Origin of the sequence: Actinoallomurus vinaceus, from assembly GCF_039542055.1 — a bacterium.
Taxonomy (GTDB): domain Bacteria; phylum Actinomycetota; class Actinomycetes; order Streptosporangiales; family Streptosporangiaceae; genus Actinoallomurus; species Actinoallomurus vinaceus.
On the sequence record NZ_BAABHK010000002.1, the window covers coordinates 287,661 to 301,503 of the forward strand.

Sequence of the window (13,843 nt, forward strand, 5' to 3'; positions counted from 1 at the left end):
CCGCGTCAGAGCAGGTCGTCGGCGCCGGTGTAGAACGCTCGCAGGAACTCGGCGAACCTGTCCGACCTCACCCGGCCGGCCTCTCCGCCGTTCAGGTCGCTGAAGAGTTTTGTCGAGTACGCCAGCGGGAAACCCCCGGCGCTGTGAAGGCCGAGGAAGTGATCGCGCTCGATGAGGCCGTCGTCGTCCAGGTCGCAGACGGTGGACACCGCCGCCACGTACGCCTCGCCATGCTCGGCGAACCACGCGTCGTCGTGCGAGAACGAGGAGTACTCCTCGAAGCTGACCTTCCCGTCCTTGTTCCGGTCGGCAGCGGCGGCCAGGCCCTCCCAGAAGCGCCGGCACCCTTCCGCCAGCGCCTTGGCCTTTGGCGAATCGGAGGGCATGCCCAGGACGCCGCAGACGCGCGAAGCGAAGAGGGCGAAGTCGGCGGACGTCAGCGCACCGCTGCCGTCCACGTCGAGGAGATCGAAGCGCATCCGCAGGCGTTCCGGAGAAGACACGGCCATGGGGGGTTCTCCATTCGGGTTCGTGATCCTGGGATCACACGGTTGAGGATCCGCCGGCTCCCACCTCGACCGGCCGTGGGGCAGGTGACGGAGGGGAACTCGCTGATGGGAGGTCGGCAACCCGAAGCTACCCTAAGCACTTGATCGATAACCAATTGTAGTCAATCGGATCTGCGGCGATCTTCACTGCCCGCTGAGAGCAGCTCGGCGCCGAGCGGGGTGACGGTGTGGAGCACGTGTGGCCCTCGCCGGACGCCGGTCACCAGGCCGGCGTCGCGGAGAGCGCCGACGTGGCGGCTGGCGGCGGGCACGGAGATGCCGACGCGCTCGGCGACGATGGTGGTCGAGGATCCGGCCTCGGCGACGATGGCGAGGGTGGCCGCGCGATCGCCGCCGATCAGCGCGGAGAGCGGCGCCCGGCGGACCGTCACCGGTCGGGCCGGGCGCCGCGGCGTGCGCCGGCACTCCCGGCGCCCGCCATGCCGCGTTCGCTCCCTGGGCCTCAGTCCGACCGGCCGTCGGCCACCGGGCGCCGGGCGGTGGCCGTGCGGAACAGCCAGTCCAGGCGCGGCTCCACCGCCCACCGGAAGCCCCGGCGCACCACGTCGCCGGACAGCGCGACCGCCAGGAGCGCGCAGCCGACGGTCACCAGCGCGACCTGTCCCCCGGAGATGCCGTAGTACCAGTCCTGGTAGGACAGGTACAGCGTGACGAAGCCGTGCAGCAGATAGGCGTACATCGTGGCCGAGCCCAGCCGGGTGAACCACGTGCGCCGCGCGGGCACGACCGCCAGGAACGCCACCGTCAGGATCAGCGCCGCGGCCATCGCGACGACCCGGAACCCCACGCCTGCCGACGCGCCGACGCCGAGCTGGCCGAAGCTGCGCCGCCAGTGCACCCACTCGGGGTCGACGTTGAGCGCGAGCAGGTAGGCCGTGAGACCGCCGAGAAGGAGCACGGCCAGGCCGGCGACGCGGACGGCCCGGCGGTGCAGGAACGCGAAGTGGTGCGGCCGCAGGGTCAGCCCGAGCACGAAGAAGGGCAGGAACGACAGGACCTGCGCCGCGTTGAGCATGCTCGGCAGGGTGACGAACCCGGCGAGCATCGAGATCGCCGCGGCGACCGCGACGGGGTACCGGATCTGCTGCCACAGCGGCGTCGACAGCCGCCACAGCAGCAGAGCGGGCAGGAACCACGTCAGGTAGTACGGCTCCAGGGGGTCCCAGCCGACGTGGTCGCCGGACAGCAGTCCGGCCCACAGCGGGTACGCGACGCTGAACAGCACGTAGGGCACCACGATCGCGGCGACGAGCTTGCGGGTGCGGCCGCGTGCGGCCGGGAAGCCGCGCGAGAAGTACCCGCACATGACGATGAAGGCGGGGAGGTGGAAGGCATAGATGAACGTCTGCGCCGCCTCCAGCAGCCGCCCGCCGACGTTCGCCCCGCGCAGGGGCTCCCAGGCGTGGCCGATGACGACGAGCACGACGGCGAGGAACTTCGCGTTGTCGAAGTACGGGTCGCGGTCGGCGCGGGCAGGATCGTGGCGGGCGGACGCGTGGCGGACAGGATCGTTGCGGACAGGGTCGGTGCGGGAGCGGGCTGCGTCGGAACGGAGGGCGTCGGTGCGGATGCTCAAAACGAGTAACCCTGGTCGGGGACGACGGCTGACCGGATCAGTCAACACGGTCTTTCTGAACGAAGGCTCAAGACCGCCTGAACGACCCGCGCCCGGCACGGGCGCTCACGACCCGCGCCGGCACGGGCGCTACGACACGTCGGCTCCCGGACGGCAGTGCCGGCAGGACCGGTAGCCGGCGCTCTCGGCCTGTACCAGGGTACGAAAGCCGTGCCAGTGCGCCGGGGTGATCCGCCGCGCGTTATGGCATGTGGGGAAGCACACGATCCCGGTCGTGTCGCTGCCCACGAAGTGGATGTTCTTCGCCGCCAGGGTGCCGACCTCGTCGAGGTTGACCTCCTCCATGCGCAGCAGCCGCTCCTTGGCCGGGGTGCCGAAGACGTACTGGCCGATCCGCCCGTCGGAGCGGATCACCCGATGGCACGGGATCAGCAGCGGCACCGGGTTGTGGCCGAGCGCCGTGCCGACGGCCCGGACGGCCTTGGGCCGGCCGATCCGCTCGGCGATCCAGGCGTACGGCCGCATCTCCCCCCGGGGAATGTCCGCGGCGGCGCGCAGCACGGCGTCCTCGAAGGGCCGCAGCCCGCGCAGATCGAGGCGGACGCCGGTGGGACGCCCGGTCTCCAGCGCCCGACGCAGTGCCGGCGGCGGGGTGCCGCCCGGCAGCAGCGGCCGGGCGAACCGGCCCCGGAACGAGGCGACGAACTCGTCCTCGTCCTGTCCGGTGCGCAGATAGGCGACGCCCTGGTCGGTCATCGCGACGTACACGCCGCCGACCGCGGCGTCGACGCGCACCCAGCGCGCCGCGACCCGGTCGAGCAGGCCCGCCGGCGCGTCGGCGGCCAGCGCGGCGAGACCGGCGACCAGCGGGTCGCTTCGGTCGAGGCCCTGCGGATCGGTGGGCTCAAGAGCGCTCATCGTACCTCCCCGGGTAGAGCAGGCGGAGTCGCTTCAGACCCCGCGAGATGTGGGACTTGACCGTTCCTTCAGGGGCGCCGAGCACCGACGCGATCTCGGCGATCGGCAGGTCCGCGACGTGCCGCAGCACGACCGCGAGCCGCTGTTCCTCCGGGAGCTCCCCGAGCAGCGCGGCGAGCTCCCGGCCCGTCTCGGACCGCTCGGCGACCCGCTCGGTCGGCTCCCCCGGATCGGCCGCCTCGGGCGCGTCGTCGAGCGGCGCCGGCGGCGGATGCCGAGCGGCCGAGCGCGCGGCGTTGCGCCAGAGGTTCGCCAGGATCGTCATGAGCCAGGGACGCGGCTGCAGCGTCGCGATGCGCTGCGGCTCATAACCGGCCAGGGCACGGTAGGCGCGCAGGAAAGCCTCCGCGGTGAGGTCCTCCGCGTCTGCCCATCGACCGCAGAGCCGCAGCGCGGCGGAGAACACGACGTTGCGGTAGCCGTCGAACAGCGCGACGAATCCGGTGTCGAGGTCCTCCGTGAGCGCGGTCACGATCGGGAGGCGGATATCGGTTTCAGTCACGTTCGTAGAACACCGGGCAGGGTCTTCGGGTTGCGGAACATCACTCCTATCCTGCCGCCTTTACATTGTAGATCAACACATGGCCTGGCGGACCCTGATCACGCTGCGCTGAGACCGGCCGCCGCGGCTATGCCGGGACACCGCCGGGATCGGTTAGGCTGGTGGGGCCGGTGTGGCATGTGTCCCCGGGCCGCACCTACCGCCTTCGCGGAATACCGTCCGGCCTACGGTCGGAGCAGGAGCCGCGTTGTGCCTTTCGCCGAGAGGCGACCACCACACCGGCCCAGGCGTGCGACGCCCCCGCGGAGGACCTCCGCGGGGGCGCTGTCGTTCGTCAGACCGGCACGGTGACCAAGGCCGCGGCCAGCAACGAGGCGATCACGAGCACGGCGACCACGATCGCCACGGCGGCCCGGATGCGCCGCCGCCTGCGCAGACGCCCGAAGTTGGACAACCGGTCGGCCAGGCGAGGGTCTTCCTGGCCGAGTTGAGATGCGATCTCGGTGAGGATTCGCTCCTCCTCCATTGAGAGCGCCACGCCGCACCTCCAGGGGGTCACAGATTTCCAGGAATCATCCCCTGTTTGTTAAGCATGGGAAACCTCAAAAGGCTAGTGAGCATCGCCTTTTACGGCCACATGTGGCATCGCCGCGGCCGAAGCCCTGCTCAGCCGCCCTCCGTGGTCATGTGGGCGCCCCGGGTCGGGGGGCTCTCCCGGTGCTGCCCGTCCAGCGCTGTCACGTAGTACGTGTAGACGTGACCCGATTTCGCGGTGTGGTCGGTTATCTGGGTCGTCTGCCCCGGCACGACCGTGAGGAGCTCATGCGGGTCCGGCGACGTACAGGCCGGGCCCTTGGCCGGCGACCGGTAGACGGCGTACGCCATGGCCCCGGACCCCTTCCAGTTCACCCGGCGGTCCTTGGCCGCCAGACGCGTGGGCGCCGACGGCGGCCCGCCGGCGGTGCGCGGGCTCGCGGGGGCGATCGCCGGACGGCCGAAGTGATCGCGGAACAGCCGGGAGGCGAACCCCCGCCGGTCCTGCCGCAGATCGGTCGCGCTGAAGATCGCCTCACCGGTGACCTCAGGGTGCTTCGCGTCGATCGCCAGATGCCGGGACATCTCCGCCGTGGCGTTCCACGGCCCGCCGTGCCCGATCTGGTAGCCGGCCTGCCCGATGATCAGCTGCACGCGTGTGCCCGCCACCTGCCGGGCCCACCAGGCGACGAGCGTCCGGTAGTCCGCGGGCGGGTACCCGATCGGCCAGTACAGCTGCGGCACGACGTAGTCGATCCAGCCGTTCTTGATCCACTTGCGGGTGTCGGCGTAGATGTCGTCGTAGCTCTGCAGCGCGTGGGTCGCCGAGCCGTTCGAGTCCTCCGACTTGTTCCGCCACACCCCGAACGGGCTGATGCCGAACCTCACCCACGGCTTCGCCTGATGGATCCCGGTCGACAGGCCCTGCACGAGCACGTCGACGTTGTGCCGGCGCCAGTCGGCGACGCTCTTGAAACCGGCGCCGTACTTCTTGAAGGCCGCCTTGTCGGGAAACTCCTCCCCCGGCAGCGGATACGGATAGAAATAATCGTCGAAGTGGACGCCGTCGATGTCGTACTTGCGCACCACGTCCAGGACGACCTTGCTCACCAGGTCCCGCACCTGGGGCAGCCCCGGGTCGTACCACAGCGCGTCGCCGTAGCGGTACACCCAGTCGGGATGCAGCCGTGCCGGGTTGCCGGGGGCCAGCGCCTTACGGCTCGGCCCGGTGCTGACGCGGTAGGGGTTGAACCAGGCGTGGAACTCCAGCCCCCGCTTGTGCGCCTCGTCGACCAGGAACTTCAGCGGATCGTAGCCAGGGTCGCGGCCCTGCTTTCCGGTGAGATACCGGGACCACGGCTCGTACGGGGAGGGGTAGAAGGCGTCGGCGGTCGGCCGGACCTGCACGTAGACGGTGTTGAGGTTCCGCCGCACGGCCATGTCCAGCAGGGCGCGGTACTGCGCCTGCTGCACCGACGCCGGCAGCCCCGGCCGGGCGGGCCAGTCGCCGTTGCCGACCGTAACGATCCACATCGCTCGGGTCTGCCGCTCAGCGTCCGTGCGCGCCATCGACACCTGGCCGCATTCGGCCGCCCGTGCCCTCGGGGACCCGGAAGGGCCGTCGTGACCACCGCAGCCTGCCGTGACGGCGAGGACCGCGAGTGCCGCGACGCTCCTCTTGGCGATGGAAGAACCCACGAGAGGGCATTCTGCCTGAGACTTCGGTGTGCTTTGGCGGGTATCCATTCCTAAGGGACGACAACAAGGCGGCGGCTATGAACGACACCCTCCGGCTCGGCCGGATCGGCGGCGTGCGCGTCGGCGTCAACTGGACCGTCCTGGTGGTCTTCGCGCTCATCACGTACGGCCTGGCCGGCGAGCAGCTGCCCCGCACGTACAAAGGCCTGCACCCCGTGATGTACGCGCTCGGCGGGCTGCTCACCGCCCTGGCGTTCCTCGTCTCGCTGCTCGCGCACGAGCTGGCGCACGCGATCGTCGCGCGGCGCAACGGCCTGACCGTGACGGGGATCACCCTGTGGCTGCTCGGCGGAGTCGCGAAGTACGAGGGCGAGCCCCCCACTCCCGCCGCCGAGATGCGGATCGCCGGCTCGGGGCCGCTGGTCAGCGTGCTGCTCGCGGCGGGGTTCGGCATCGCATCGGCCGGCCTGATGATCACCGGGGTCGACGGCCTGGTGAGCGGGTGCGTCACCTGGCTCGCGGTGATCAACGCGCTGCTGGCGGCCTTCAACGTCCTCCCCGCCGCGCCGCTGGACGGCGGCCGGCTCGTCCACGCCCTGCTGTGGCGGATGTCCGGGGACCGGCTGAAGGCGACGCTGCAGACGACCCAGGTCGGGCGCGCCTTCGGCTGGGTGACCATGCTGACCGGCTTCTACCTCGCCATGTGGACCGCGGATGGCCTCTGGCTCACGCTCGTCGGCTGGTTCCTGATCACGGCGGCCGGGCTGGAGGCCGCGCAGGCCCGGCTCAAGGCGCGGCTCGACGGCATCCCGATCCGCCGCATCATGACCCCTGATCCGTTCACCGTGCCGAGCGCGATGCCGGTCGCCGAGTTCCTGCGCGAGATGCTGCCCCGGCACCGGCACGCCGCCTACCCGGTGGTCGACGACGGCGTCGTCCGCGGCGTCGTCACCGCCGAACGGATCCGCCGGGAGCCGCCCGACACGCCCGTCGGCGCGCTCGTCGAGGACGCCGAGCGCACGACGGCCGAGACGCCGCTCACCGAACTGCTGACCCGGCTCTCGCGCGAACGCCTCCTCGTCTTCGACGGCGACCGGCTCGTCGGCATCGTGACGCCCCACGACCTCACCCGCGAACTCGAGCACCTGGCACGCGAGGTCCCGGGCTTCCCGGTGCGCTGACGCCCGTATCCCGGCGCGGCGACCGGGCCACGATCACCCCGGTCAGGATCACCAGGCCGCCGGTGAGGGTGTTCCAGCCCAGCGGTTCGGACAGCAGCACCGCGCCCAGGAGCGTGGACCACAGCGGCGTCAGGTAGGTGACCGTCGCCGCGACCGTCGGCCCGGCCGCCCGGATCACGCCGAGGTTGAGGATGTACGCCAGCCCGGTGCCGACCGCTCCGAGCACCACCAGCGCCGTGGCCGCGCCGGCTCCGGGCCAGCCGGGCGGACCGGCCCACAGCGGCGTGACCACGGCCAGCTCCGCGGTCGCGCACAGGATCTGCACCGCCGACAGCACCGCGGCGGACTCCGTACGGCCCGAGAAGAAGCGCCGCGTGTAGGTGAAGCCGGCGCCGTAGCACACGGTCGCCCCGAGGCAGGCGAGGCTGCCGACCATCGTGCCGCCGAGCCCCCGCCAGCTCCCCAGGACCAGGAGCACGCCGCCGAACCCGGTCAGCAGCCCCAGTGACCGCCGGAGCGTCGGCCGCTCACCGGGGATCACGGCGACGGCGAACAGCAGCGTGGTCAACGGCGTCGTGGCGTTGACCACGCCGGCCACCACCGAGCTCACCCGGGTCTCCGCGTACGAGAACAGCGCGAACGGGACGGCGTTCAACAGCGCGGCCACCACCAGCGCGTGCGCCCAGACCAGCCGGTCCCGGGGCGGCGCCGCCCGCCGAACGACGCAGATCGCGCCCAGCGCCACCAGGCCGAAGAAACACCGCCAGAAGGCCACCCACATCGGCGCGACTCCGGCCTCGATCGCCACCTTGATCAGCGCGAAGCTCGCCCCCCAGATGACCGACAGGACCAGGAAACCGGGTACCCATCGCGCGGTCTCCCCAGGCCGCTCCGTCATCATTTCCCACCTCATCGCTCGAATCCGGACACCGGTCGCCGGAATCCTCGGGCCAAGAGGGAAGATGAGTCCAACAAGTGACCGCGCCAGACCCATGAGAAGAACTCATGACCCTCAACATCAGCCAGCTGCGGGCGTTCGTCGCCGTGCTCGACCACGGCGGCTTCGGCGCCGCCGCCGACCGGCTCGGAGTGAGCCAGTCGGCGGTCTCCCACTCCGTCGCGTCGCTGGAACGCACCCTCGGCAGCGCCGTCCTGACACGCCACGGCCGCCCGCGCCCGACCGCGTTCGGAGAGCGCATCCTCGGCCACGCCCGCGCCACCCTCGCGGCCACCACGGCGATCACCGACCTCGCCGCCCAGCAGGACGGCCTGCCCACCGGGACCGTACGGCTCGCGGCCCCCACGACCGTCTGCCAGGGCCTGCTGCCCGACCTGATGGCCCGGTGGAAGGCGGACCTGCCCCGGGTCGACGTCGCGCTGTTCGAGGGAGAGGACGACGAGGTCGCCGACTGGCTCGCCGGCGACACCGTCGACCTGGCCGTCCTCATCGACCCGCCGCCCGGTCCCGGCATCACCCTCGCCGACGACGTCTTCCACGCCCTGCTGCGCGACGACCACCCGCTCGCCGAGGAGAAGAGCATCGGCGTCGCCGACCTGGAGGACGACCCCTTCCTGCTGTCCTGCGGCGGGTGCGAACGTCACATCTGCGAACTGCACCGCCGGGCGGGCGTACCGTTCCGGCCGACGCACCGGATCCGCGACATGGGCACCCTGCTGGCCATGGTCCGCGCCGGAATCGGCGTCACGATCGTTCCCGGCCTGACGGCCGCGATGCTCGTCCCCCACCTCGTGATGGTCCCGGTGGATCCGCCGGTCGCCCGGCGACTGGTCCTCACCGGACCGGCCGACCGGCCCTGGCACCCGGCCGCCGCCGCCCTCGTGACCTCGACCGCAGCCGTCGCGCCCTGAACATCGGAGTACGCACGGGTTCCCGGCGATCGGGCGCCGAAGCAGGCTGTTCAGCGAAGGATGCGTTCGCCCGCCGTCGCAGGGCTCCGTGTCGGCGACGAAGCCGGCCACGCGACGTCGTCGATCGCGAGCCACGGCGCGACGGCCACGGCCGTGGGCGTGAGCCCGGCGAACGCCTTGACCTCGCGGTGGAGGTGGGACTGGTCGACGTAGCCGCTCTCGGTGGCGACGCCGGCGGCGGCGTGACCCGCCGCGAGAAGGTGGGCGGCGTGGTCGAACCGCACCAGCCGGGCGGCGCGTTTGGGCGTGATGCCGAGCTGGGACCGGAAGCGGGACCACAGGCGCTTGCGGCTCCAGCCGACCTCGTCCGCCAGGCCGTCGACCCGGACCCGCCCCCGGCCGGTGAGCGTCCGACGCCAGACGTGGGCGACCTCCGGATCGACCGGTGGACGGGCGCCCAGCCGCCGGCCGAGGATCTCCCCCGCGATCGTGAACCGTTCGTCCCACGACGCGGCGGCGCGCAGCCTGTCCTCGGCGCGCCCGGCGTCGCGGCCCCAGACATCCTCGAGGGACACCATCGTCCCGCTGAGCTCGGCCGACGCGCCGAGCACCGCAGCCGCCGCCACCGGATCCAGCCGGATCTGGAGGCACTCGTCGACCCCCCGGCCGGTCGCCCGAAGATCGCCGGGGACGAGCCCGACGACGACACTGCCGCGCTCGTGCCGGCCGTGGGTGTCGTAGACGATGCCTTCCCCCTCGCCCAGATCGAAGAGCAGGGTGACGGACGGGTGCGCGACCATGGCGATGTCCGCGGGTGCGGGGGCACGATGGCTGAACCCGGCCATGCTGATCCCCGGCAGCCGACCTGACGGGCGCGGGACCGCCACATCCACCGACGCCCAGTCGAATGGCGCCCCGGTCGACAGCACGTGACCAGCCTAGGCCTTAGGGATCCCGGGCCGGATGTCAGCGGCGTCCGTTGCCGTGAAGCCCAGCAGCAGTTCGCCGGTCGTCTCGGGCGCTTCGAGCATGGGTATGTGCCCGACCCCGGGCAGCATCTCGACCCGCGCGTCCGGCACCGCGTCGTACTGGTGCGCCGACGACGGTTGCCAGCGGGGGTCGGCACCGCCGAAGATCACCAGTACGGGGACCTCGAGGGCGGCGAGACGATCGGGCACGCTCCGCTCGGCGACGTACGCGGCGTTGCGGCTCAGCACCGCCCTGAACGCGCGGTACGTGGTGCCCCGTAGCTCGGCGACCATGTCGTCCGGGACGTCCACCGGGCGAGCGGCCGTTGCGCTGATCCCCCTGCGGATCATCGCGTCCGAACGCCTCGGCCAGAGGAGCGGGCCGAACGGCGGACCCAACAGGACCCGAAGGAGCAACGGCTGCGGAAGGAACGCATCGAGACTCGGCCCGCTGCTGATCAGCGCGAGCGACCTCACCAGCTCGGGGCGCTGTTCGGCGAGCGCGGTGGCGACGTAGCCGCCGCTGGAGTGCGCGGCCACGGCGACGTCGCGAAGGCCGAGGTCGTCGAGCACCGCCGCCACCCGGCCCGCCTGCACGGGCACGTCGTATGACGGCGCGGGCGGGGACTGGCCGCAGCCCGGGAGGTCGACCCGGATGACGTGATGGTGGCCGGCGAGTGCCGGGACCACCGGGCCCCAGGAACCGCCCGAGGCCCCCGATCCGTGGATGAGCAACAGCGGCGGCGCCTGCCGCGGACCGTCGTGGACCACGTGCATCCCGCACGAGTGCGGGGCGTCGTACTCACTCATGCAGGGGATGATGCATGGGCCGCCGGCCGTCGGTCTTGGACGAATGTCGTCGTGGAGTCGACGGCCGCCGGGTTCCGGCTCGGTCGCGCCCGGGATTTCGCGGATCCGCGCGTTTCAGCGAGGGCCCTCCGGGAGGTCGGCCAGACCGGGCGCGGACACGTGCAACACCTCGTACCGCTCGGTGGCCTCCTCGTCGGAGGGCACCATGTCCTGCCACAGGACGAACCTGACCAGCCGCCAGTCGCGCGGATCGAGGCCGAGGGCGGCGGTGTGCACCGTGTCGCGCTTCGCGAGGGCGTGAAGCGCGGTGACCTCGTGCTCGATACGGGCGGCGAGGTCGAGGCCGGTCTCGTCCGCGTCGGCGGCCGGTGGGACCACGGTGAGGCGGCGTGAAGCGGCCTTCGGCACCGTGCCCCGGGCCGGACCGGCGACGGTGGCGATGCCGGTCCAGTGGTCGACGGCGGGGCGGCCGAAGAAGCGGATGATGTTCTGGAACCGGCCGCTGCCGGTGACCAGGAAGTCGGCCATCGAGCCGGTGTCGTTCCACAGGTAGAAACAGGCGTACTCGTCGACCGGCGAACCACCCGTCTCCCGCTCCCGGAAGAGATAGGCCTTGAGGCCCAGCCCGGCCCGGTCGTCGAGGCTGTGCACGGCGAGTCCGATCCGGTCGCGGAGACCGGGCATGTCGTAGCCGGCGGGCAGGGGGAACGCGTACTGCATCGCGTACATGAGCCGTCCTTGAGGTCGTCCGGCCATACAGACTAGTAGGTACAGAACGGGTTCGCATCCGCTCAGCGAGACACTGCGGCCCGGGCACCGATACCGCCCCGGCGCGGGGACGCCGCGTAACCTGTGACGGATGACAGCCCGGTCCGATCGCCTGCCGGTACGCGTCGTCCTGCGAGGCGGACCGGACGGCTGGCAGTACACGATCATCTATCGGTCCGGCGCCGAGGAGCACGTGGACCTCGGTGCCCTGGCGGCGAGCCGATGGCCGCCCGCCACCCGCCGCGGCCACGACCCGGAATGGTGGGACGCGGCGACCGCACAGGTCGCCGCGCACCTTCGCGAGTATCTCGACCTCCGCGTCACCGACCGCTGCTTCGACATGTTCCAGCTGGACGCGGCCATCGAGTGGCGGTCGACCGGCGGCGAGAGCGGACCGTGGGAGGGCACGGTCACGCTGGTCCCACCGGATCCGGGCCGTTTCCCCGGGCGCGTCCCGCCGTTCGTCGTGCGGCTCCTGCCCGGCCGGGGCGCGGACATCGACGGCACGGACCTCCCCTTCGGCGCGCCCGCCGCCCGCGCCTGGTCACTGCTGGCGGACGTCGCGGACCGCTTGGGCGGCGAGCCACCGCACGCTTCCTTCATCTGCGGCTGGACGGACCACCGGAGCGTACGGATCGGCCGTGGGCAGTTGTCGATCTGCACCGGCAGACAGGACGACGGCACGGAGCGGGTCGGTCAGATCTACGCCCAGCGCCCGCCGAACTGGGGTGGTTCCCCCACCGTGCGCGCGGACCTCGACGGCATCGACCTGCTCACCGAGACCGCCGATGACGTCCTGTGGCTCCTCGCCGAACTCGGCCTGACCGCACTCCCCCGCCCCTGCATCGTCCACGTCCCCGACGCCGGACTGGTCCTCTACCGCGAGGACCCGGCCGCCGACCGGTTCGCCTCCGTGGCCATCGAACCACCGACGACGCCGAGTTCGCCGGACCGCGGGTGAGGGACGGCCGTCGCCGCGGCCGCCCCTCTACCTTCCCCGCGCGGACGGTGGCATGCGCACCGGTCAGCCGCGAGGCTTGGCCGGGCCATCCCCGCCGGACTCGTCCCCACGGTGTCCCGGCGGCGGTGCCTGGGTCGTGCACGTCAGCGGAACACCCAACGGGACCAGGCGCTCGACGGAGCCCGGCCGTCCGTGCGTGACCGCCAGTTGGGAAGGCGACAGGTAGCCGATGAACAACTGCGTCCCGGCGGGCATCGCCGCGCGGTTGAAGACGAGCGTGACCCTGCCGTCGCTCCGCCGCTCCCCCGTCATGACGCGACGGACGCCGGGCCCGCCACCGCTGGGATCGAGGCGTCCGTCGTCCTGCGGGCCCTTGCAGAAGACGCCCTCCCTGATGAGCACCGGGAAGCCCGCCTGGCGCAGCGCCCGTTCGAGGCCCTCGTGGTCCTGGAAGTACCGCGCCTTGTCCCAGGTCACGCGGACGGTGCCGTGGCCATCGCCGTCCAGGGTGAACGCGGCGGTGCGGATGTGCACCGAGCCGGCACCGGTGGTGAGTCTCGCCTGGGGCGGGGCGGTCGCCGGGTGGCTGAGCGCCGGCACGCCGATCGCGAGACCGGCCACCGCCGCGGCGCCCGCTGCCCCACCGACGAGGCGACGCCGACGGTGCCGTACACGCCCCGCCGCCACGATCCGCTCGACCGGAGTATGCATACCGACCTGCTCGAACGAATTCTTCAGCGCGTCCAGCACCGCTGAGGTGTCCGTGTCCTGACTGCTCATGATCCGACCTCCCGGTCGTCGACGGTGACGAGATGGTCGCGAAGCGTCGTGACGGCCCGCGACAGGTGGGCGGTGACCGTTCCCGGAGCGATGCCGAGGATCTCGGCGGTGGTCCGGGTGTCGAGGTCGAGGAAGACCCGGAACGCGATCACCTCCCGCTGCCGCTGCGGCAGCCGACGAATCGCGGCGAGCAGCGCGGGGTCCAGGCCGGCGGAACCGGCCGAGGTGTCGGCGACCTCAAGGTCGCCCTCCAGCGCGACCTCCCGTCGACGACGGCGCCACCACGAGACCCGGGTGTTGAGCGCCGTCCGAACGATCCACGCGGGTGGCGCGGGGTGCCGGCTGACGCGATGCCACGACACCCAGGCCCGAGTGAACGCCTCGGCGACCAGATCCTCGGCCAGCTGCCGGTCGCCCACACTGGCCAGGACCGCCCGCAGGCACACGTCCCGGCTGGCTCTGTAGAACTCCTGGAACTCCAGCTGCTTCACATCCGCTACACGCTTTCAGCGCCCGATCCACTTACCTCCGGCACCCGAGAATCTCCCACCGGCGCGTCGTGACCGCGATGTCGAGCGGCGTCCGCCCCGGACCTTCGAGCCCCCGCCACAGCGAAAACGGGCGTCCAACCCCAGACGATCATCGAACG

16 protein-coding genes are annotated in these 13,843 nt (G+C 71.9%); 3 read left to right on the forward strand and 13 right to left on the reverse strand.

Going from position 1 to position 13,843, the window contains the following annotated elements; all coding sequences use genetic code 11:
* Positions 1-5: 5 nt before the first annotated feature.
* The 7 genes from ABEA24_RS07480 to ABEA24_RS07510 form a co-directional block, all read right to left on the reverse strand.
* The gene (locus ABEA24_RS07480; protein ID WP_345429922.1) at positions 6-509 is read right to left on the reverse strand and encodes an EF-hand domain-containing protein; all 504 of its coding nucleotides are present in this window, start codon (positions 507-509) and stop codon (positions 6-8) included.
* Positions 510-670: 161 nt separating this feature from the next.
* Positions 671-940, reverse strand: coding sequence for an ArsR/SmtB family transcription factor (locus tag ABEA24_RS07485; RefSeq protein WP_345429923.1), 270 nt, complete (start codon positions 938-940; stop codon positions 671-673).
* Between the two features lie 71 nt (positions 941-1,011).
* Positions 1,012-2,145, reverse strand: coding sequence for an acyltransferase family protein (locus tag ABEA24_RS07490; RefSeq protein WP_345429924.1), 1,134 nt, complete (start codon positions 2,143-2,145; stop codon positions 1,012-1,014).
* 129 nt (positions 2,146-2,274) lie between these two features.
* Positions 2,275-3,063 carry a methylated-DNA--[protein]-cysteine S-methyltransferase gene (locus ABEA24_RS07495; RefSeq protein ID WP_345429925.1) on the reverse strand — a complete coding sequence of 263 codons (789 nt, stop codon included), beginning with the start codon at positions 3,061-3,063 and terminating at the stop codon, positions 2,275-2,277.
* Positions 3,050-3,625 (reverse strand): RNA polymerase sigma factor, encoded by a 576-nt coding sequence (locus tag ABEA24_RS07500; RefSeq protein ID WP_345429926.1) that lies wholly within the window; start codon positions 3,623-3,625, stop codon positions 3,050-3,052. Before ABEA24_RS07500 ends, ABEA24_RS07495 begins: the two co-directional genes overlap by 14 nt.
* Positions 3,626-3,959: 334 nt before the next feature.
* Positions 3,960-4,163 carry a DUF3040 domain-containing protein gene (locus tag ABEA24_RS07505; RefSeq protein WP_345429927.1) on the reverse strand — a complete coding sequence of 68 codons (204 nt, stop codon included), beginning with the start codon at positions 4,161-4,163 and terminating at the stop codon, positions 3,960-3,962.
* Positions 4,164-4,291: 128 nt separating this feature from the next.
* Complete coding sequence (locus ABEA24_RS07510) at positions 4,292-5,857, reverse strand: glycoside hydrolase family 10-like protein (RefSeq protein ID WP_345429928.1); 1,566 nt, start codon at positions 5,855-5,857, stop codon at positions 4,292-4,294.
* A gap of 77 nt (positions 5,858-5,934) precedes the next feature.
* Between ABEA24_RS07510 and ABEA24_RS07515 the strand changes: the two genes are divergently transcribed.
* Positions 5,935-7,038 (forward strand): site-2 protease family protein, encoded by a 1,104-nt coding sequence (locus ABEA24_RS07515; protein ID WP_345429929.1) that lies wholly within the window; start codon positions 5,935-5,937, stop codon positions 7,036-7,038.
* Here the strand turns inward: ABEA24_RS07515 and ABEA24_RS07520 are convergent.
* Positions 6,983-7,936, reverse strand: a complete 954-nt coding sequence (locus ABEA24_RS07520) for a DMT family transporter (protein WP_345429930.1) — start codon at positions 7,934-7,936, stop codon at positions 6,983-6,985. The genes ABEA24_RS07515 and ABEA24_RS07520 overlap by 56 nt on opposite strands.
* A gap of 107 nt (positions 7,937-8,043) precedes the next feature.
* Between ABEA24_RS07520 and ABEA24_RS07525 the strand changes: the two genes are divergently transcribed.
* Positions 8,044-8,907 carry a LysR family transcriptional regulator gene (locus ABEA24_RS07525; protein WP_345429931.1) on the forward strand — a complete coding sequence of 288 codons (864 nt, stop codon included), beginning with the start codon at positions 8,044-8,046 and terminating at the stop codon, positions 8,905-8,907.
* A gap of 50 nt (positions 8,908-8,957) precedes the next feature.
* Here ABEA24_RS07525 and ABEA24_RS07530 read toward each other — a convergent pair whose 3' ends face one another.
* From ABEA24_RS07530 to ABEA24_RS07540, 3 genes are all read right to left on the reverse strand, one after another.
* Positions 8,958-9,836 (reverse strand): helix-turn-helix domain-containing protein, encoded by an 879-nt coding sequence (locus ABEA24_RS07530; protein WP_345429932.1) that lies wholly within the window; start codon positions 9,834-9,836, stop codon positions 8,958-8,960.
* A gap of 9 nt (positions 9,837-9,845) precedes the next feature.
* Positions 9,846-10,685: an alpha/beta fold hydrolase gene (locus tag ABEA24_RS07535; RefSeq protein ID WP_345429933.1), complete on the reverse strand. Its 840-nt coding sequence runs from the start codon at positions 10,683-10,685 to the stop codon at positions 9,846-9,848.
* Between the two features lie 114 nt (positions 10,686-10,799).
* The gene (locus ABEA24_RS07540; protein ID WP_345429934.1) at positions 10,800-11,414 is read right to left on the reverse strand and encodes a DUF4865 family protein; all 615 of its coding nucleotides are present in this window, start codon (positions 11,412-11,414) and stop codon (positions 10,800-10,802) included.
* 130 nt (positions 11,415-11,544) lie between these two features.
* On the opposite strand from ABEA24_RS07540, the gene ABEA24_RS07545 reads away from it, so the two are divergent.
* Entirely contained in the window at positions 11,545-12,414 is an 870-nt protein-coding gene (locus ABEA24_RS07545) for a hypothetical protein (protein WP_345429935.1), read from the forward strand.
* Between the two features lie 63 nt (positions 12,415-12,477).
* Here ABEA24_RS07545 and ABEA24_RS07550 read toward each other — a convergent pair whose 3' ends face one another.
* Both ABEA24_RS07550 and ABEA24_RS07555 read right to left on the reverse strand, forming a co-directional pair.
* Positions 12,478-13,194 carry a hypothetical protein gene (locus ABEA24_RS07550; protein WP_345429936.1) on the reverse strand — a complete coding sequence of 239 codons (717 nt, stop codon included), beginning with the start codon at positions 13,192-13,194 and terminating at the stop codon, positions 12,478-12,480.
* Entirely contained in the window at positions 13,191-13,685 is a 495-nt protein-coding gene (locus ABEA24_RS07555) for a sigma-70 family RNA polymerase sigma factor (RefSeq protein WP_345429937.1), read from the reverse strand. The genes ABEA24_RS07550 and ABEA24_RS07555 overlap by 4 nt, the downstream gene beginning before the upstream one ends.
* Positions 13,686-13,843: the final 158 nt, after the last annotated feature.

Bases quoted from the DNA above. Each gene is read 5' to 3' on its own strand.
- ABEA24_RS07480 (WP_345429922.1), bottom strand. From the start codon at position 509: ATGGCCGTGTCTTCTCCGGAACGCCTGCGGATGCGCTTCGATCTCCTC.
- ABEA24_RS07495 (WP_345429925.1), bottom strand. From the start codon at position 3,063: ATGAGCGCTCTTGAGCCCACCGATCCGCAGGGCCTCGACCGAAGCGAC.
- ABEA24_RS07515 (WP_345429929.1), top strand. From the start codon at position 5,935: ATGAACGACACCCTCCGGCTCGGCCGGATCGGCGGCGTGCGCGTCGGC.
- ABEA24_RS07520 (WP_345429930.1), bottom strand. From the start codon at position 7,936: ATGACGGAGCGGCCTGGGGAGACCGCGCGATGGGTACCCGGTTTCCTG.
- ABEA24_RS07525 (WP_345429931.1), top strand. From the start codon at position 8,044: ATGACCCTCAACATCAGCCAGCTGCGGGCGTTCGTCGCCGTGCTCGAC.
- ABEA24_RS07535 (WP_345429933.1), bottom strand. From the start codon at position 10,685: ATGAGTGAGTACGACGCCCCGCACTCGTGCGGGATGCACGTGGTCCAC.
- ABEA24_RS07540 (WP_345429934.1), bottom strand. From the start codon at position 11,414: ATGTACGCGATGCAGTACGCGTTCCCCCTGCCCGCCGGCTACGACATG.
- ABEA24_RS07545 (WP_345429935.1), top strand. From the start codon at position 11,545: ATGACAGCCCGGTCCGATCGCCTGCCGGTACGCGTCGTCCTGCGAGGC.
- ABEA24_RS07550 (WP_345429936.1), bottom strand. From the start codon at position 13,194: ATGAGCAGTCAGGACACGGACACCTCAGCGGTGCTGGACGCGCTGAAG.